This window comes from Ruegeria sp. YTSA064, assembly GCF_059610325.1.
In genome coordinates, this window is sequence record NZ_JBXWNK010000003.1 from 32,476 (window position 1) to 51,589 (window position 19,114).

The following is a 19,114-nucleotide window of genomic DNA, read 5'->3' on the forward strand; positions in this document are numbered from 1 at the left end:
CGGCGACAGTCGGGGCTCACTTGGATTGAAGAAAACGGCGCCGTAAGCGCCACATGAGAAAAGGGATGCCAAATGGCAGAACGTGAAAACCGTCGGGGCCGTGGCCGCGACCGTGAAGAAGCACCGGAATTTGCAGATCGTCTGGTCGCAATTAACCGCGTGTCGAAAACCGTAAAAGGTGGTAAGCGCTTTGGCTTCGCCGCTCTGGTGGTTGTCGGCGATCAGAAAGGCCGCGTCGGCTTTGGTAAGGGTAAAGCGAAAGAAGTACCTGAGGCCATCCGCAAGGCGACTGAACAAGCCAAGCGTCAGATGATCCGCGTGCAACTGCGCGAAGGTCGGACCCTGCACCACGATATCGAAGGCCGTCACGGCGCTGGTAAAGTGGTTATGCGCACCGCGCCTGAAGGCACCGGTATCATCGCCGGTGGTCCGATGCGTGCTGTGTTCGAAATGCTAGGCGTCAAGGACGTTGTTTCCAAGTCGCTGGGCTCGCAGAACCCGTACAACATGATCCGCGCTACCATCAACGGCCTGCAGAAAGAGCAGAGCCCGCGTTCGGTTGCCGCACGTCGTGGCAAGAAGGTTGCCGACATCCTGCCCAAGCGGGAAGAAGCACCAGCTGCTGCTGAAGCAGAAGCATAAGGAGAGCGACCCATGGCAAAAACCATCGTCGTCAAACAGATCGGTTCGCCGATCCGTCGCCCCGCTGAACAGCGCGCAACCCTGATCGGCCTGGGCCTGAACAAGATGCACAAAACCCGCGAGCTGGAAGACACACCTTCGGTCCGCGGCATGGTCAACAAGATCCCGCATCTGGTTGAGATCATCGAAGAGCGCGGCTGAGCGCGATTTCTTTGTGGAATAAGAACGCCCCCGACCGGATCGGGGGCGTTTTTTATATTCCGGCCACCTAACCATCGAACTGGTTCTGGGTTTTCGTATCATCAATCCCACGGTTTGCGCTGAACTGGCGCAGAGACCCGTGAATCCCAAAAGTAACATTGATTTTGAAAAAATGACGCAGATTGAGCTCAAGAGCAGTAAATTTCAAAACGGGTTTGGCTTTGCGGTGCTGGCCTGTATCTGCATCGTCATCACCGCGGCGTACTGGCACGCGCAGAACCTCGGCGGCGGGGATCTGTGGCGCTATGACGAGTTTTATACCCATGACCGAACCCTGGGTTTTGCGGCGTTTCAGGACTGGTTTACAGTTTACAGCCTTGGCAAACCCTCACTCGAAAAGCCGCCCCTGCAATATTGGATGTCCGCGGGCCTGATCCAGGCAGGTCTGACCGATCTGATCGCGCTGCGCATACCCTCTCTGATCTTTGCAGCCGGAGCGATGATAGCCACCGCAGCGCTCGCCTATGTTATGTTTCCGCGTCAGGTTTGGCTGATGCCGATCTCGGTGTTGCTGTTGTCCACATCCGATCAATTCTGGCAATATTCAACCTCGGCGATGCTGGATGCGGGTGCGGTTTTTTTTGTAACGCTTGGTGTATTGTCGTTGTTCTTGTCGCTCAAGAACCCACGCTATTGGCCGACTTTCCCGATTACTGTTTTTCTGGCCGGTTTGCAGAAGGGTCCGACACCGTTGGGGTTTCTGCTGATCGCTCTGATTGGTGTGGCGCTGACCTCGCGGTTCCATGGGGACAAACTGCGAGACATCGCCCGGAATCGACGTTTTCAGTACTCGGTTCTCGCTGCATTTTTCCTTGGGTTCATCTGGCAGATTTTCCAGCATGCAAAATATTGGGGGCAGGATAGGCTCAGCGGGTCGATCGAGGGTGAGATGATCAACCGCTTCATCCCCGAAAACCTGGAGTTCGTGTCTAGAACCATCTCCGGTTTCGACACGCTGATACTGTATGACGAGCCCGTGATACGGCTGGCCGGTCTGGCAGGTCTACTGATGATTCCGTTCATCTACAGGACATCGGCCTATTTCGCCATGTCCTCGATCGCGGTCCTGTTTGTTTTGATCATGATCCTTGCCCAAGACAGCGTGTATGACCGCTATACACTCACGATCTTGCCTTTGTTGTGCGTCGGCGCGGCATGGTTGATCTTCTACATCTGCCGACGCCCTGTAATCGGATGCGTTGCAGCGGTTCTGGTTGTTGTTGCACTGGGCGGTCCGCTGCGACCGGTCGAGGTTCTGGCGCAATCGAAGTCGCGGGACTACGGCATGCCTATCGCCGAGATCCTTGGGCAATTAAACGACAGCTTTGAATCTGGTGAGACGGCAATCTTCTGCAGGATCGAAAATCGGAACTTCCCCCGTGGCGCGGTGCACGTTCATGCGCCCAAGGCCGGACCGGGGCAGCATATCTATCTGCGCAGCGTGGACTCGCTTACACGCGACATGCGCAAATACAAGGGCGGGCGGATACGTGGCCTGTGTCTGAAATCTGAGATCGACCTGCTCAGTCCGCATTTCGAGGGTGTAACAACCGAACCTGTGGGTGGCGGCTTTCATATTTGGACGGCTTCCCGTTATCGCCAGGCAATCTCCGAATGATAAGGCATAACCGCCAATACATTCGGCACCTGCGCCGTTTGCCTGTGCACCATCTCTTTGCAGGCCGAGCTGCCCTCGGATCGTCTGCCCGTGGCGTGAGTACACCTAATCAACCCACACACCGAAGCACCGCACACGACTAATATCCATGATGATGACGGTTACATTTCATCAGAACGATAGTTTGATTGACACCTATTCTGTGCACGCCTCGGTCAATTCCTGCCAAGTGGATTGAGTGCGCTCCAAGGTCGCCAGACTAATAATTCACTGGGCGAACCGATAAAAAAGGAGATTTCTCGGAACTTCGATAACCTTAGGAAATCAAGCGTTTTAAGCAGAAAACTTTGATGAACACGGTTAATTGTGCACGAAAAACACTCAATGTTAATTGAATATGAACGATGTGTTCAAATGGTGTTTAATAGCTTTCGGGCAAACTCTCTCTGCAAGTCAGGGTTGAAGACGATTCGACCAAAGAGTCTTTGTTGAGAAGGGACCGAGAAATGGCTGAAACTGCAAACCAAGGTGCAGTTTGTGAAGTAGCTAGTGTAAAAAGTTGTTCAATGTCAAAACTGTACGAAAAAATAATTTCTAACTCAAAGCGGCGCATGTCGAAATTCCGGAACTGCGAGTCTGGCTCTTTCACTGTTGAGGCTATGATCTGGATTCCGATGTTCTTTTTCTTGATGATTTTCGCCTTAAATGTCTCGATGGTTTTTGTGCAGGAATCATTAATTTTGCGCGTTGTCCAAACGGTATCGAGAGAGCACTCACTGGGTCTTTACCGCGACGATGCAGAAGCAGAACTCGATTTATCGAACCAGCTCTCGCACCTAGGTGCCAATGTCACCGTTGATGTGTCAAAATCTTTCAAGATGGCGACTGCATCAGTGCAAGTTCCAGCAGTTGATCTGATGCCAATGCAGTTCTTACGCAATACATTCAGCGGAGTTGAGATCGACGTAACAAGCAACCATCTCGTGGAGTTTTGAGATGAAACTCTCTGAACATCTCGCCAGTTTTTTCCTGAGTGACGAAGACGGATCGGCAACAATTCTGTCTCTGTACTTTTGCATTATATTGGTGGTCTTGGGGGGGTTAGCGATCGATTTCCAAAAGCGCCAAGCCGATAATCAAAGGCTGCAGAACGCGGCGGATTCTTCCGCTCATGCGGCGTTGTTGGCGCGTCAGACCAAGAGTGCCACGGACGCAAGGGCAGAGGGCCTTGCTGTACTGACCAAGATGTTGCCCAGAACAAATATGGATACTGCGGTAAGATCAGCCGATTTCACATTTGGAACTTGGGATTTTGATAAGCGCACTTTTGTATCATCGCCCGTCGCGACCGAAGCCGTGCACGTCTATGCGGGAATGACGCAGGACCGAGGCAATCCAACTCTGAACTTCATTTTGTCTATAATTGGTTTTGACAGCTTTGATGTGGCTAGCGAAGCAATCTATGCCATGAAGCTCAAGCCATGTTCGTATCAAGGTCTCTTGGCTCAAGGGCCCCTTACAGTTGATTCCCAGAACTTCTATGGGCCTGGCTTTTGTATGCATTCCAACCAATATGTCAGTCTGAGGTCGAATAACTATTTCACGCCGGACAACTATGATGCAAATATCATGGGTGCCAAGGTCTCGATGCCTCATGCTGAAGATCTTCGGCTTCCTGATTCAGGCTTTGCGACAAACGCAAACCTTGAACATGCACGGACCGAAGGTTGGTACGATTTTTCCTCACTTAGCCAAATTCCTACGATCATCGACGAATTGACGACAGGCACCAGTGCGTTTACGCCTTCGACCGTTACCGAAGTGGCGGAAGATACGATTTCTGTAATGGAGATACGCCCTGAAGATATCACTTCCGGAAAGGCCTACAAGCATTCATGCTCAGGTGGCACTATTACGTTCAAGTCGGGTACTTATGAGAACTTCTCGATGGTAACCGATTGCAAAATCGAGTTTTCCTCGAACGTTGTGTTGGGGGATGCAACGATTGCCACAACCAACACGTCCGCACAATCTGTCTATTCGCATTCAGCATTACAGATGGGCAAGGATGACGACTGCGCGCCGGGCGGCGAAGCCAGCATTATCAGTATGGGCGGGTTTTATGCCAACGCAAACTTTTCTTCCTATGGTGGAACAGTCTGGACTGAGGGTGACATCTATTTTCATGCCAGAGCCAAGAAGATCGAAGGCATTACCATGAAGTCTTTGGGTTCTATTACCGGCACCTCGGAAGCAGAGATGAGAGTGTGTGACACCGCTCCCATTTGGGAAGAATATGCCGAGTATGGGCCGCGTCTCGTAAGGTAAAGTTACAAGCCCAGGATTGGATCGAAATTGGAATATTCAGTCTGTGCTCAATCACATTTCGACGGGTGCGAATTGTGTACAGTATTTTCGTAACCAAGCCCTGACATTTAAGCCTTGGCATTAAGGTCGCAGGACAAAGATGGCAGCTCGCATTGTCTGTAGACGAGGGCTAATGCGAACCGGTGCTGTGAGCGCAACAAATGGCAGCCAAATTGCGCAATAAGTATCGAAGTCACCCCGCCATTCAGTTTTTGCATACCGGCTAGACCAAAACGCGCGTTGTTAGCGGTATCGAGCGCGCCTATCTCCCACTTGTCCAATGAAGGAACAAATCAAGTGACATCGGGGAATACGCCCCGACATTCGAAAGGAATAAAGATATGGCACATACAGCTACACTGACACATGGCGGCTTCAACCTGAGCACCCGTATTGTGAACTTTATCGAGCGCGTAAAAGAAAACCGCGCCCGAGCGACCGAATACAACCGCACCTATACCGAGCTTCAGCGTCTGACCAACCGCGAACTGGATGATATCGGTATTCGTCGCTGCGATATCGCGGATATCGCGCGCGAGCATGCCTACTGCGGGTAACACCCCAACCACTCACCGTTGAAGAGGCGCCAATATGGCGCCTCTTTTGGTATTGGGGATGTGATTGAACAATACTTGCAACTGAGCGTGCAACGCTGTAGAGCGCTCCGGTGGATTTCCATCCACGAGAATCAAAACCAAAAAATGCCGTGGTTGGCCCATCACGCTTCGGGGGTCACATCCGGCTAAGGAGAAGCGATATGAAACTGCACGAATTGCGCGACAACCCAGGCGCCGCACCGAAACGCACCCGCGTTGGCCGTGGTCCCGGTTCCGGCAAAGGTAAAATGGGTGGCCGTGGTATCAAAGGCCAGAAATCCCGTTCGGGTGTGGCCATCAATGGCTACGAAGGCGGCCAGATGCCGTTGTACCAGCGCCTGCCCAAGCGTGGCTTCAACAAGCCGAACCGCAAGGAATTCGCCGTTATCAATCTGGGCCTGATCCAGAAATTCGTCGACGCCGGCAAGCTGGACGCCAAAGCTGCGATCACCGAGGATGCGCTGGTTGCCTCCGGTCTGGTTCGTCGCAAGCTGGACGGTGTCCGCGTTCTGGCCAAAGGCGAGATCAGCGCCAAAGTGAACTTGGAAGTAACCGGTGCGTCGAAAGCTGCTGTTGAGGCGGTTGAGAAAGCGGGCGGCTCACTTACGGTCACAAAAGCGGCTGCGGCAGAGTAAGCGCTTGTGAGCGGGCCAAGACCCGCTTACATAGACCACAGAGTTTTCCAAGACGCCGCCCGAGCCGGAAAACGGTTCCGGGCGGTGTTTTCATAAGAGAGACCGATTTATGGTATCAGCAGCAGAACAAATGGCAGCCAACACAAGCTGGGCTGCCCTTGGTAAAGCCACCGATCTGCGCAACCGCATCCTGTTCACGCTTGCATTGCTGATCGTCTATCGTCTGGGCACCTTCATTCCGGTGCCTGGCATTGACGGTGCAGCCCTGCGCGAGTTCATGGAGCAGGCGGGGCAGGGCATCGGCGGCATGATTTCGATGTTCACCGGCGGGGCGCTGGGACGGATGGGTATCTTTGCCCTCGGCATCATGCCCTACATTTCGGCCTCGATCATCGTACAGCTGCTGACATCGATGGTTCCCGCACTTGAGCAACTCAAGAAAGAGGGCGAGCAGGGCCGCAAAAAGATCAACCAATACACCCGTTTCGGCACCGTGGCTCTGGCCACCGTTCAGGCTTATGGTCTGGCCGTTTCGCTGGAATCGGGTGATCTGGCCACTGATCCGGGTCTGTTCTTCCGTATGTCGACCATGATCACTCTGGTCGGCGGTACCATGTTCCTGATGTGGCTGGGTGAGCAGATCACTGCACGCGGCATCGGCAACGGTATCTCTCTGATCATCTTCGTCGGCATTATCGCCGAGGTTCCGGCTGCTCTGGCGCAGTTCTTTGCCAGTGGCCGCAGTGGCGCGATCAGCCCTGCCGTGATCGTTGGTGTAATCATCATGGTCATCGCCGTGATCACCTTTGTGGTGTTTATGGAGCGGGCTCTGCGCAAGATCCACATCCAATACCCGCGCCGTCAGGCCGGTATGAAAGTCTATGAAGGCGGCTCCAGCCATCTGCCGGTCAAAGTGAACCCGGCGGGCGTGATCCCGGCGATCTTTGCAAGCTCGCTGCTGCTGCTGCCGGTAACGATCTCGACTTTCTCGTCGGGTGCCACAAATGGCCCGGTCATGTCGTGGCTGCTGGCGAACTTCGGTCCCGGTCAGCCGCTGTACCTGCTGTTTTTCGCGTCGATGATCGTGTTCTTCGCCTATTTCTACACGTTCAACGTGTCGTTCAAGCCGGACGATGTGGCGGACAACCTGAAAAAGCAGAACGGTTTTGTACCGGGTATCCGTCCAGGCAAGAAAACCTCCGAGTATCTGGAATACGTGGTCAACCGCGTTCTGGTGCTGGGTTCGGCCTATCTGGCCGCCGTCTGTCTGTTGCCTGAAATTCTACGGGGCCAGTTTGCCATTCCGTTCTATTTCGGCGGCACCTCGGTTCTGATTATCGTCTCTGTGACCATGGACACCATCCAACAGGTCCAGAGCCACCTGCTGGCGCATCAATACGAAGGGCTGATTGAAAAGTCCCAACTGCGCGGCAAAGGCAAGAAACGCGGCAGAAAGGGAGCTGCTCGTCGATGAACATCATTCTTCTCGGCCCCCCGGGGGCAGGCAAAGGAACGCAGGCGCGTCACCTGGTTGAAACCCGCGGTATGGTGCAGCTGAGCACCGGAGACATGTTGCGTGAGGCCAAAACCTCGGGCACGGAAATGGGCCAGAAGGTTGCTGCGATCATGGACGCGGGCAAGCTGGTCACCGATGAGATCGTGATTGGCCTGATCGAAGAGAAACTGACCACCGAAAAAGGTGCCGGTTTCATCTTTGACGGCTTCCCCCGCACGCTGGCGCAAGCCGACGCGCTGTCGGCTCTGCTGACCAAGCTGGGCCAGTCGCTGCATACGGTGATCGAGATGCGTGTGGACGATGACGCGCTGGTGGGCCGGATCACGGCGCGGTCAACCTGCGGCGGATGTGGTGAGGTCTATAACGACAACACCAAGCCAATCCCGGCAGATGGCAAATGCACCAATTGCGGCAAGGAAAATGAATTCGTCCGTCGCGCCGACGACAACGAAGACAGCCTGCGCACGCGGTTGATGGAATACTACAAGAAGACCTCTCCGCTGATTGGCTATTACTACGCCAAAGGCGATCTGCGCCCGGTGAACGGACTGGCGGATATCAAGGAAGTCACGGCGTCGATTGAGGCCGTATTGGGCTGAGCGTCAGGCATTCTGTGTTCTGGAATACGTACAATAAGAACTCACTGTGGTTTATAATTGGATTGCCAGTGGGTCTTATTTTAGGCGTATTGCTAGGGGCGATCAGCACAGTTGGTTTAGGTGGGTTGAACACTCACATGGATTTTTGCAACGACCAAACCAGTAAGCACTTCATCTTCGATCAATACGTCAGAGAGAAGGTTTGTTGGCCAGATTGAATATGGGCTTGACGGCGCTGCCAAAAGCCCATATCGACCCCCATCCCTAAAGGGAATCAAGATCGCATGGGGGATTCGTCCCAAATGCCCCGACCACCTCGAATAATACTGGACCCTCTGGCGTCACTGCCACGGTCAAGTGTTGTGAAAAAAGGTTCCGGAGCTACGGAACCGCAACAAAAAGGAAAGTGACACGTGGCACGTATTGCCGGCGTAAACATCCCGACTGCAAAGCGGGTACCAATCGCCCTCACATATATCACCGGTATCGGAAACACCTCGGCCAAAGCGATCTGCGAAGCCGTAGGTATCGAAACGCACCGTCGCGTCAACGAACTGTCCGACGCCGAAGTTCTGGCCATCCGCGAGCACATCGATGCAAACTTCACCGTTGAAGGTGACCTGCGTCGTGAAGTTCAGATGAACGTCAAGCGCCTGATGGACCTGGGCTGCTATCGCGGTCTGCGTCACCGCCGCAACCTGCCGGTTCGCGGTCAGCGTACCCACACCAATGCTCGTACTCGCAAAGGCCCCGCAAAGGCCATTGCCGGTAAGAAGAAATAAGGGAGGGTCTGACCGATGGCACGCGATAAGACTCGCATCAAGCGCAAAGAGCGCAAGAACATCGCATCGGGCGTTGCCCATGTGAACTCGACCTTCAACAACACCAAGATCCTGATCTCGGACGTACAGGGTAACGCCATTTCGTGGTCGTCTGCCGGTACCATGGGTTTCAAAGGATCGCGGAAATCGACACCCTACGCCGCTCAGATGGCTGCAGAAGACGCAGGCAAAAAGGCGCAGGACCATGGCGTCAAGACGCTGGAAGTCGAAGTTCAGGGCCCCGGTTCGGGTCGTGAATCGGCTCTGCGCGCACTGGCTGCAGTGGGCTTCAACATCACGTCGATCCGCGACGTGACCCCGATTGCTCACAATGGTTGCCGCCCGCCGAAGCGCCGCCGCGTCTAAGCGATTTTGAATTGAGCTGGGGCCAGTGTATTTGCGCGGCCCCAGCACGTCATTTTGAACCTCGGGCGTCTGCACCTTGTTGGTCATGGGGCGCGGACAGGAATGGAGGGATTACATGATCCACAAGAATTGGGCAGAATTGATCAAGCCGACCCAGCTTGACGGCAAGCCGGGCAACGACCCCGCACGTCAGGCCACTTTGGTCGCCGAACCACTGGAGCGTGGCTTTGGCCTGACTCTGGGCAACGCGCTGCGCCGCGTTCTGATGAGCTCTCTGCAAGGCGCGGCCATCACCAGCGTTCAGATCGACAACGTCCTGCACGAGTTCAGCTCGGTCGCGGGCGTTCGTGAAGACGTCACCGACATCATCCTGAACCTCAAGGGTGTATCGCTGCGTATGGAAGTCGAAGGCCCCAAGCGCCTGTCGATCAATGCCAAAGGCCCCGCAGTTGTCACCGCAGGCGACATCAGCGAAAGCGCCGGTATCGAGGTTCTGAACCGCGATCACGTTATCTGCCACCTCGACGATGGCGCTGACCTGTTCATGGAACTGACCGTCAACACCGGCAAGGGTTACGTCTCGGCTGAGAAGAACAAGCCAGAAGATGCGCCCATCGGCCTGATTCCGATCGACGCGATCTATTCGCCGGTCAAAAAGGTCGCCTATGACGTGCAGCCGACCCGTGAAGGTCAGGTTCTGGACTATGACAAGCTGACCCTGAAGATCGACACCGACGGTTCGATCACACCGGAAGACGCGCTGGCCTTTGCCGCACGCATCCTGCAGGACCAGCTGTCGATCTTCGTCAACTTTGACGAGCCGGAATCGGCTGGCCGCCAGGACGAAGACGATGGTCTGGAGTTCAACCCGCTGCTGCTGAAGAAGGTCGACGAGCTGGAGCTGTCGGTCCGTTCGGCAAACTGCCTGAAAAACGACAACATTGTTTACATCGGCGATCTGATCCAGAAGACCGAAGCCGAGATGCTGCGCACTCCAAACTTCGGTCGCAAGTCGCTGAACGAGATCAAGGAAGTGCTGTCCGGCATGGGTCTGCACCTCGGCATGGATGTCGAGGATTGGCCGCCCGACAACATCGAAGATCTGGCGAAGAAATTCGAAGACGCGTTCTAAGCGCGTCTTCCCAAATGCCCGGGCTGCCGGGGACCATATGGGCACTTCCGCCCCAAGGAGAGCCGGTGACACGCATCGCCGGCCAGACAAAGCAAAACGCGAAAGAAGGAACTAGAAAATGCGTCACGCACGTGGTTACCGCCGCCTGAACCGTACTCATGAGCACCGCAAGGCTCTGTTTGCGAACATGGCTGGCTCGCTCATCGAGCATGAGCAAATCAAGACAACTCTGCCCAAGGCAAAAGAACTGCGCCCGATCATCGAAAAGCTGGTCACTCTGGGCAAGCGCGGCGACCTGCACGCCCGCCGTCAGGCCGCTTCGCAGCTGAAAGAAGACAAAGACGTCGCAAAGCTGTTCGAAGTTCTGGGCCCCCGCTACGCCGAGCGTCAGGGCGGCTATGTCCGCATCCTGAAAGCTGGCTTCCGCTATGGTGACATGGCTCCGATGGCGATCATCGAATTCGTTGATCGTGACGTCGATGCCAAAGGCGCTGCTGACAAAGCGCGTGTTGCTGCTGAAGAGGCTGCAGACGAATAATAAATTCTGACCATATGGTCGGAAATAAACCTCCGCCCGGGCAACCGTGCGGAGGTTTTTCTGTTCTGAGGTTTAGATACGGGTATTATCGGCCACGCCTATGCCTGCAGTGTGTTGACTAAGCTAGTCGCGGTCGCACAGTTCATCGGCTCTTGCATTCATGGCGCGGGCTTCGCATATCTTCGATCATTCCTGATTGGAGGTCACATGATCCGCAGTATTCTAGTGATAAGCCTGATGGTGGTAGCTGCGACTGCCTCAGCCGAAACGCGCGTGCCCCAATCACAGGCCGAGATTGGACTGGGTTTTGCCCCGGTGGTTCGGAAAGCTGCCCCGGCAGTGGTAAATATCTATGCCAAGATCATACGGGAAGGTCGAACCAATTCGCTGTTCTCAGACCCGTTCTTTCAGGACTTCTTTGGTCGGGGGTTTGGGGAGCCCCGTCAACGTATTCAGAACTCGCTGGGATCGGGCGTCGTTTTGTCGGAAGACGGCTATGTCGTGTCCAATTATCACGTGGTTGGGACAGCCACCGAGATACGGGTGGTGACCACGGACCGTCGTGAGTATTCGGCCAAGGTTGTGCTCGGCGATAAGGAAAGCGATATTGCCATCCTGCGGCTGGAGGAGGCGGGCGAGCTACCTTTTCTGCATCTGCGCGACTCCGATCACGTAGAAGTAGGTGAACTGGCGCTTGCGATCGGGAACCCGTTTGGGGTCGGGCAAACTGTGTCTTCAGGGATAATCTCGGGATTGGCGCGGACCGGTACAGCCACCGGTAATGCACGTGGATATTTCATCCAAACCGATGCGGCGATCAATCCCGGTAATTCCGGTGGTGCTCTGATCGATGTGAATGGGGATTTGATCGGCATCAATACTTCGATTCTGACCCGGTCGGGAGGGTCAAACGGTATCGGATTTGCAATTCCGGCGAATTTGGTGGCGGAATTTCTACGTCAGGCGCGGGCAGGGAATGAAAGCTTCGTCAGCCCTTGGGCCGGTATGGCCGGTCAGAACATGAGCGCGGATATTGCTGAGTCTTTAGGATTGGTCATCCCGATGGGCGTTGTGGTGTCGGACCTTCATTCGCTTAGTCCGCTGGCCGAAGCGGGCTTGCGGGTAGGCGATGTAGTCACTCATGTGGATGGGGATGAGGTGAATTCTCCAGCCGAGATGAAGTTTCGCATGGTGGTTGCCGGGGTGGGCGGCAAATCCGTGCTGACACGGCTACGGGGTGAGGAGCGTGCTGATATCGAAGTCGCATTGATCCGAGCGCCCGAAACGCCTGCCGCGAACGAGACGACTTTGGGCGAAGATACCGCGCTGCCGGGGCTTATAGTCTCCGGGGTCAATCCGGCGGTCATTGTGCGCCTCGGATTGAAGCTGTCTCAAACAGGTGTTGTTGTCGTCGATCCCGGACAATACGGCGCGCGGGCGGGCTTGCGTGCAGGGGATGTGCTTGAGGTTATTAACGGCGGCAAGATTGACGTGCCAGAAGATGTTGTTCAGGTTCTGACCGACCCGGGTCGCCGGGTTCAGGTTCAAATTGAACGCGGTGGGCGGACAATCTCATTGCGGTTCCGGATGTGATCCGTGAATGATCTGTTTGATACTGGGTCGAGCGAACCCACGGCTTCGCCGCACAGACCGCTAGCAGATCGGTTGCGTCCGCAATCCTTATCCGAGGTGATCGGGCAGGAACAAGTGTTGGGCCAGGATGCTCCGTTGGGGGTGATGCTGGCTTCTGGAAGCCTGTCGAGCCTGATCTTTTGGGGGCCTCCGGGCGTAGGTAAGACGACAATTGCCCGGTTGCTCGCGCAGGAAACTGATCTACGTTTCGTACAGATCAGTGCTATCTTTACCGGTGTTCCGGATCTGAAGAAGGTGTTCGAAGCCGCCAAGATCCGCCGCCGGAACGGGCAGGGCACTTTGCTGTTCGTTGACGAAATCCATCGCTTCAACAAAGCCCAACAGGACGGGTTTCTGCCGCATATGGAAGACGGCACGATCCTTCTGGTCGGCGCGACCACCGAAAACCCGTCCTTCGAATTGAACGCAGCGGTGCTCAGCCGATCTCAGGTGCTGGTGCTGGAACGTCTCAGCCTCGCTGATCTTGAACGCTTGACCCAACGGGCCGAGAAAGAGCTGGACCGTGCCTTGCCCCTAACCCCTGCGGCGCGCGAAGCGCTGCAGGAAATGGCGGATGGCGACGGGCGCGCACTATTGAACCTGATCGAACAGGTTACCGCTTGGACCGTGGAAACCGCACTGGATTCTGATGCGCTGTCGACGCGTTTGATGCGACGGGCAGCGAAATACGATAAATCGGGGGACGAGCACTACAACCTTATTTCGGCCCTGCACAAATCTGTGCGTGGATCGGATCCGGACGCGGCGCTCTATTGGTTCGCGCGGATGCTGACAGGGGGTGAAGACCCGCGCTATCTGGCACGCCGGATCACGCGAATGGCGGTCGAGGATATCGGTCTGGCCGATCCGCAGGCGCAATCAATCTGTCTTCATAGCTGGGAAACCTACGAACGGCTGGGCTCGCCCGAGGGCGAATTGGCACTCGCACAAGCGTTGGTCTATCTGGCGCTCGCTCCTAAATCAAACGGGGCTTATGTGGGGTACAAGGCAGCGATGCGGTTGGCCAAACAATCGGGCAGTGAACCGCCGCCCAAACATATTCTTAACGCACCGACATCGCTGATGAAGGATCAGGGGTATGGCGCAGGTTACGCCTATGACCACGATGCCGAAGATGGGTTCTCGGGTCAGAACTATTTCCCGGATGATATGAAGCGCCCGGTTCTCTATCAGCCGGTCGAGCGCGGTTTTGAACGAGAACTAAAAAAGCGGTTGGAATACTTTGCCAAACTGAGAACTCAGCGCAATCCGGGCTAGGCTTGACTCTGCACCCGATGCGCGCGACAGACGCGCATGATTTCTAAGGCACTGAAACCAGCACAATCCGGGCGGATCAGCCGTGCGGAAAAAGGGGCAATGGCATGAGCGGCGTACAGGTGATCACCGTAGCAGAGGGCGATGGCGACCAGCGGTTGGATCGTTGGCTGCGCCGGCTGTTTCCCCATGTCAGCCAAGGCCGGATCGAGAAGATGTGTCGCAAGGGTGAGCTGCGCGTTGATGGCGGGCGGGTCAAAGCCGCGACTCGATTGGAGGTCGGGCAGTCCGTGCGTGTGCCTCCGCTACCGGATGCGGACCATAAGCCGGCAGTCGTAAAGCACCGTGTCTCGGACGCCGACGCAAAGATGATCCAGTCTTGCGTGATCTATAAGGATGACCACGTGCTGGCGCTGAACAAACCACATGGGCTGCCAGTGCAGGGCGGAAGTGGTCAGACCCGCCATGTGGACAGCCTGTCAGAAGCGCTGCGCTTTGGGTACGATGAGAACCCGCGCTTAGTGCATCGGTTGGATAAGGACACATCTGGGGTGCTGTTGATGGCCCGCACGCGCGAAGCCGCCAAGGGGCTGACCGCAGCGTTCCGGCATCGCAACACCCAAAAGATTTATTGGGCGCTCGTTGCAGGGGTGCCAACGCCTTATCTGGGAGAGATCAAGACCGGTCTGGTCAAGGCTCCGGGGCATGGCAAACAGGGCGAAGGCGAGAAGATGATCGCTGTTCATCCGAGTGAAGTGAACGATACGCCTGGCGCAAAACGCGCGCATACGCTCTATGCCACGCTCTACCGTGTTGCGGGCCGGGCCGCATGGGTTGCGATGGAGCCGGTGACCGGCCGAACACATCAACTGCGTGCGCATATGGCAGCTATCGGCCACCCTATCATCGGAGATGGAAAATACGGTGGCTCGGGACAGGAAAACCTCGGCGATGGTTGGGGGGCTCAGCTGGGCGGCATCATCAGCAAGAAACTTCACCTGCACGCCCGCAGTCTGTTATTTGAGCATCCGGAAACACGAAAACCCATCACGATTACAGCCCCATTGCCAGACCACATGAAGCACAGTTGGGATACGCTCGGCTGGACCGAGAATCTGGCATCCGACGATCCATTCGAGCAGCTGCGATGAGTGCGCCCTTACGGCTGGTTTTGTTCGACGTGGATGGCACGCTTGTCGACAGTCAGGGCGCCATCGTGTCGGCGATGACTGCCAGCTTTCAGGCGCAGTCTTTGCCAGTGCCGAGCCGAAACGCAATCCTGTCCATCGTTGGCTTGTCTCTGCCCCATGCGATGGCACGTCTTGCGTCAGATCAGTCAGATCTGGTGCAGAACGCGCTGGTTGATGGCTACAAACAGGCCTATCACGCGCAACGGTTAGAGCAGGGCGCAGCCAGCTCTCCGCTTTATCCAGGCGCTCGGGAAGTAATTCAGGCACTCCATGATATGCCCGAGGTGCTGCTGGGCGTTGCGACCGGGAAATCCAAGCGTGGACTGGATGCGCTGCTAGAGGCGCATGGGTTGGAGCAGCATTTCATCACTCGGCAGGTGGCCGATCATCACCCGTCAAAACCGCATCCATCGATGATCGAAACCGCGCTGGCTGAAACCGGCGTGGGGGCCGCTCATTCGGTCATGGTAGGCGATACCAGTTTTGACATGGAAATGGCTGCTGCCGCGCAGGTCGCAGGGATCGGAGTAAGCTGGGGATACCATGATCGATCAGCCCTGAGCACTGCCCAATACGTGATCGAGAGCTTCGAAGAATTGCCAGTGACACTGGCCAACATCTGGGACTGAAAAATATGAGCGACTGGAAACCAAAACGCTTCTGGACGTCAGGCGCAGTCGTTGAGATCGACAACGGTTACACGGTTGCGCTGGATGGTCGTCGTGTCAAGACACCGGCAAAAGCTGCGCTGGTCCTTCCCACGCATGCCATGGCGCAGGCCATTGCCGATGAATGGGATGCGCAGGAAAAAGAGGTCGATCCGACCACGATGCCTTTCACCCGTTCGGCCAACGCGGCGATCGACAATGTGCAGCATCAGCATGGTGAGGTTGCTGATATGCTAGCAGATTATGGCGATTCGGATTTGTTATGCTATCGGGCGACTCACCCCGAGGCTTTGCAAAACCGGCAGGCAAACGATTGGGACCCTGCTTTGGATTGGGCTGCCGACGCGCTGGGCGCACGTTTAATTTCGCGCGTGGGCGTGGTGCATCATCCGCAAGACACCGAAACACTGCAAACGTTGCGCAACCGGGTACACGCGCTCAATGCCTTTCAATTGGCGGCGTTTCACGATCTTGTCAGTCTGTCCGGATCATTGATTCTTGGATTTGCTGCGGCTTTGGATTGGCGAGCGCCAGATGAGATCTGGCATATTTCCCGATTGGATGAGCTGTGGCAGATCGAACAGTGGGGTCATGATGACGAAGCACACGCTGCAGCCGAAGTAAAAAAAGCAGCGTTTTTGCATGCCAAGCGTTTCTTCGACATCTCGATCTGAGACTTTTTGAGCTCAAATCGTGATTTTGAGCCCCTTTTTGCCCAAATTGATCAATCGTTTTCCCTGATCCAGCCCTTGACGTTTGTTGATGAATACGCCCAAACTCGGGCCACTAAAGGGGAGACACCTTTTGGGTAACCTTTCTGGCGCGTATAGTGCCGGATCGAACCGTCCCATAAAGGGATGGAAAATCAGGAAGAGGTAAAAATGAAAAAATCCGTAATCTTGGGCATGGCAACCATTGCCGGCCTGGCTGCTGGCGCAGCTGCGGCGGGGACTGTTGACGATGTCAAAGCACGCGGCAAGCTGAACTGCGGTGTGACCACCGGTCTGGTCGGCTTTGCTGCACCCGACGCAAATGGCGAATGGCAGGGCTTTGACGTCTCACTGTGCCGTGCTGTTGCAGCCGCTGTACTGGGCGATGCAAGCGCTGTTGAATTTGTTCCGACCACCGGCAAGACTCGCTTTACCGCGCTGGCTTCGGGTGAGATCGACATGCTGGCTCGTAACACCACTTGGACATTCAGCCGCGACGTAGACCTGAAGTTCGAATTCGTCGGCGTGAACTACTACGACGGTCAGGGCTTTATGGTTCCCAAAGCACTGGGCGTAAGCTCGGCCAAGGAACTGGACGGCGCAACCGTGTGCATCCAGACCGGCACCACAACCGAGCTGAACCTGGCGGACTTCTTCCGCTCGAACAACATCAGCTATGAGCCGGTTCCGATCGAAACCAACGCCGAAGCACAACAGCAGTATCTAGCTGGCGCATGTGACGTTTACACCACCGACGCATCGGGTCTGGCCGCAACACGTGCCACGTTCGAAAACCCTGGTGACCACGTCCTGCTGCCCGAAATCATCTCGAAAGAGCCTCTGGGCCCGCTGGTCCGTCACGGCGATCACGAGTGGGGCGACGTTGTCCGCTGGACTCTGAACGCTCTGGTTTCGGCTGAAGAGCTGGGCGTGACCTCGGCCAATATCGATGAGCTGAGCGCCGGCGCAGGTGACAACCCTGAAGTGAACCGTCTGCTGGGTACCGAAGGTACTCTGGGCGAAATGCTGGGTCTGGACGCTGACTGGGCCGCCAAGGCGATTAAAGCTGGTGGTAACTATGGCGAAGTCTTCGCCAAGAACATCGGTGAAGAAACTCCGATTGGTCTGGCTCGCGGCCTGAACGCACAGTGGACCGAAGGTGGCTTGCTGTATTCGCCGCCGTTCCGCTAAAATCCATTGGAAAGGGCGCAGGGCAACCTGCGCCCTTTTCTCATCAGAATGCTACGAGTTGCTCAAGAGTGGGGAGAACCCCGCCGACAATGAAGCGCTCGAAAAGCACGGGGATTCCTAAATATGTCAACTATGACTGACCCACCGAAAGCTGACTTTCGGTTGTCTATGCTCATAAACGACACCCGCTATCGCTCACTGACATTTCAGGTGATTGCGGCCGTCGTTATTGCGCTTTCCATCTGGTATCTTGGCAACAACCTGATCCAGAACCTCAGGGCCGCTGGCCTCAACATTTCCTACACATTTCTGGGCGACGCTTCGGGGTATGACATTAACCAGCGTTTGATTGAATATGACAGCCAGTCTTCGCATGGGCGCGCCGCTATTGTTGGAATTCTCAATACGCTGCTTGTCGCTGTTCTGGCCTGTGTTACAGCCACGGTGTTTGGTGTGATAGCGGGCGTATTGCGTCTGTCGAACAACTGGCTCGTGTCAAAGTTGATGGCCGTCTATGTCGAGATCTTCCGGAACATCCCGGTCCTGATCTGGATCATCATCATCTTCACCATCATGACGGCAGTATTGCCAGGGCCCAGAGCCTTCCGCGGCGATAACCCAACATCCAGCATGTTGTTTGACTTGTTCGCTTTCACCAACCGTGGTGTCTATATCCCGCGTCCGGAATTCGCCAATGGCTTGTTCAGCGCCACAATTTTGAATTGGGTTGTGGTGATCGTGTTTTTGGTCGGTTCTTGGTTTGCGTCTCGCGAAATTGAAAAACGCGCCACGCTGAAGCAGGAACAAACTGGTGAGCGTCCGAAAACCGGCCTTGTGAAACTGGCCGTTTGGCTGGTGCCTTTTGCTCTGCTGATGGCGGTGATGGGTCTGACTTGGAACATTCCCGAGCTGAAGGGCTTTAACTTCAGCGGTGGTATCAAAATCGGTGGCCCGCTGATCGCTTTGTGGTTTGCCTTGTCGATTTATACCGGTGCCTTCATCGCGGAAAACGTTCGCGCGGGTATTCAGGCGATCTCGAAAGGTCAAACCGAAGCTGCAGCTGCACTGGGTTTGCGCCCCGGGCGGATCATGAATCTGGTGATCCTGCCGCAAGCGCTGCGGGTGATCATCCCGCCGCTGATTTCGCAGTATCTGAACATCACCAAGAACTCGTCGCTGGCGATTGCCGTGGGCTATGCGGATATTACCGCGACGTTGGGTGGCATCACGCTGAACCAGACCGGTCGTGCGATCGAGTGTGTTCTGTTGCTGATGCTGTTCTATCTGACCGCTTCGCTGCTGATCTCAATGGTGATGAACGTCTACAACGCATCCGTCAAGTTGAAGGAGCGCTGAG

The 19,114-nt window shown here is 55.6% G+C and carries 20 protein-coding genes and 1 pseudogene; all 21 read left to right on the forward strand.

All coding sequences use genetic code 11. The features are described 5' to 3' along the window. Positions 1-72: 72 nt before the first annotated feature. The 21 genes and pseudogenes from rpsE to AC2FI7_RS05090 all read left to right on the forward strand — a co-directional run bounded on the left by rpsE (position 73) and on the right by AC2FI7_RS05090 (position 19,113). Positions 73-642 (forward strand): 30S ribosomal protein S5, encoded by a 570-nt coding sequence (gene rpsE / locus AC2FI7_RS04990; RefSeq protein WP_010437107.1) that lies wholly within the window; start codon positions 73-75, stop codon positions 640-642. A gap of 12 nt (positions 643-654) precedes the next feature. Next, positions 655-843, forward strand: coding sequence for a 50S ribosomal protein L30 (rpmD, locus tag AC2FI7_RS04995; RefSeq protein WP_008757946.1), 189 nt, complete (start codon positions 655-657; stop codon positions 841-843). Between the two features lie 172 nt (positions 844-1,015). After that, a complete protein-coding gene (locus tag AC2FI7_RS05000) occupies positions 1,016-2,521 on the forward strand; it encodes an ArnT family glycosyltransferase (RefSeq protein ID WP_139056579.1) in 1,506 nt (501 codons plus the stop codon). Positions 2,522-3,027: 506 nt separating this feature from the next. After that, entirely contained in the window at positions 3,028-3,516 is a 489-nt protein-coding gene (locus tag AC2FI7_RS05005; protein ID WP_139056580.1) for a TadE/TadG family type IV pilus assembly protein, read from the forward strand. Position 3,517: 1 nt separating this feature from the next. Further along, positions 3,518-3,688 (forward strand): annotated as a pseudogene (locus AC2FI7_RS05010) (Tad domain-containing protein); the annotation flags it as partial. Between the two features lie 78 nt (positions 3,689-3,766). Next, positions 3,767-4,849, forward strand: a complete 1,083-nt coding sequence (locus tag AC2FI7_RS05015; RefSeq protein ID WP_496833293.1) for a hypothetical protein — start codon at positions 3,767-3,769, stop codon at positions 4,847-4,849. 380 nt (positions 4,850-5,229) lie between these two features. Further along, positions 5,230-5,445 carry a DUF1127 domain-containing protein gene (locus AC2FI7_RS05020; protein ID WP_496815924.1) on the forward strand — a complete coding sequence of 72 codons (216 nt, stop codon included), beginning with the start codon at positions 5,230-5,232 and terminating at the stop codon, positions 5,443-5,445. Between the two features lie 200 nt (positions 5,446-5,645). Further along, the gene (gene rplO / locus AC2FI7_RS05025) at positions 5,646-6,119 is read left to right on the forward strand and encodes a 50S ribosomal protein L15 (RefSeq protein ID WP_010437119.1); all 474 of its coding nucleotides are present in this window, start codon (positions 5,646-5,648) and stop codon (positions 6,117-6,119) included. Between the two features lie 109 nt (positions 6,120-6,228). Next, on the forward strand, positions 6,229-7,593 hold the full coding sequence (gene secY / locus AC2FI7_RS05030) for a preprotein translocase subunit SecY (protein ID WP_010437121.1): 1,365 nt from the start codon (positions 6,229-6,231) through the stop codon (positions 7,591-7,593). Continuing rightward, the gene (locus AC2FI7_RS05035; protein WP_010437124.1) at positions 7,590-8,234 is read left to right on the forward strand and encodes an adenylate kinase; all 645 of its coding nucleotides are present in this window, start codon (positions 7,590-7,592) and stop codon (positions 8,232-8,234) included. The genes secY and AC2FI7_RS05035 overlap by 4 nt, the downstream gene beginning before the upstream one ends. Positions 8,235-8,647: 413 nt before the next feature. Next, positions 8,648-9,016: a 30S ribosomal protein S13 gene (rpsM, locus tag AC2FI7_RS05040; RefSeq protein WP_010437125.1), complete on the forward strand. Its 369-nt coding sequence runs from the start codon at positions 8,648-8,650 to the stop codon at positions 9,014-9,016. 15 nt (positions 9,017-9,031) lie between these two features. Then, a complete protein-coding gene (gene rpsK / locus AC2FI7_RS05045) occupies positions 9,032-9,421 on the forward strand; it encodes a 30S ribosomal protein S11 (protein ID WP_010437126.1) in 390 nt (129 codons plus the stop codon). Between the two features lie 115 nt (positions 9,422-9,536). Further along, positions 9,537-10,553 carry a DNA-directed RNA polymerase subunit alpha gene (locus AC2FI7_RS05050; protein ID WP_010437127.1) on the forward strand — a complete coding sequence of 339 codons (1,017 nt, stop codon included), beginning with the start codon at positions 9,537-9,539 and terminating at the stop codon, positions 10,551-10,553. Between the two features lie 118 nt (positions 10,554-10,671). Next, a complete protein-coding gene (rplQ, locus tag AC2FI7_RS05055; RefSeq protein ID WP_010437128.1) occupies positions 10,672-11,091 on the forward strand; it encodes a 50S ribosomal protein L17 in 420 nt (139 codons plus the stop codon). 207 nt (positions 11,092-11,298) lie between these two features. Beyond that, a complete protein-coding gene (locus AC2FI7_RS05060) occupies positions 11,299-12,684 on the forward strand; it encodes a trypsin-like peptidase domain-containing protein (RefSeq protein WP_496815927.1) in 1,386 nt (461 codons plus the stop codon). A gap of 3 nt (positions 12,685-12,687) precedes the next feature. Further along, positions 12,688-14,001, forward strand: coding sequence for a replication-associated recombination protein A (locus AC2FI7_RS05065; protein ID WP_010437130.1), 1,314 nt, complete (start codon positions 12,688-12,690; stop codon positions 13,999-14,001). A 104-nt stretch (positions 14,002-14,105) separates the two neighbouring features. After that, positions 14,106-15,149, forward strand: a complete 1,044-nt coding sequence (locus AC2FI7_RS05070; RefSeq protein WP_496815929.1) for an RluA family pseudouridine synthase — start codon at positions 14,106-14,108, stop codon at positions 15,147-15,149. Then, positions 15,146-15,817, forward strand: coding sequence for an HAD-IA family hydrolase (locus AC2FI7_RS05075; protein ID WP_010437133.1), 672 nt, complete (start codon positions 15,146-15,148; stop codon positions 15,815-15,817). Before AC2FI7_RS05070 ends, AC2FI7_RS05075 begins: the two co-directional genes overlap by 4 nt. 5 nt (positions 15,818-15,822) lie before the next feature. Then, positions 15,823-16,530, forward strand: coding sequence for an ATP12 family chaperone protein (locus AC2FI7_RS05080; RefSeq protein ID WP_010437134.1), 708 nt, complete (start codon positions 15,823-15,825; stop codon positions 16,528-16,530). A 207-nt stretch (positions 16,531-16,737) separates the two neighbouring features. Next, entirely contained in the window at positions 16,738-17,757 is a 1,020-nt protein-coding gene (locus AC2FI7_RS05085; RefSeq protein WP_010437135.1) for an amino acid ABC transporter substrate-binding protein, read from the forward strand. Between the two features lie 123 nt (positions 17,758-17,880). Next, positions 17,881-19,113, forward strand: a complete 1,233-nt coding sequence (locus AC2FI7_RS05090; protein ID WP_010437136.1) for an amino acid ABC transporter permease — start codon at positions 17,881-17,883, stop codon at positions 19,111-19,113. Position 19,114: the final 1 nt, after the last annotated feature.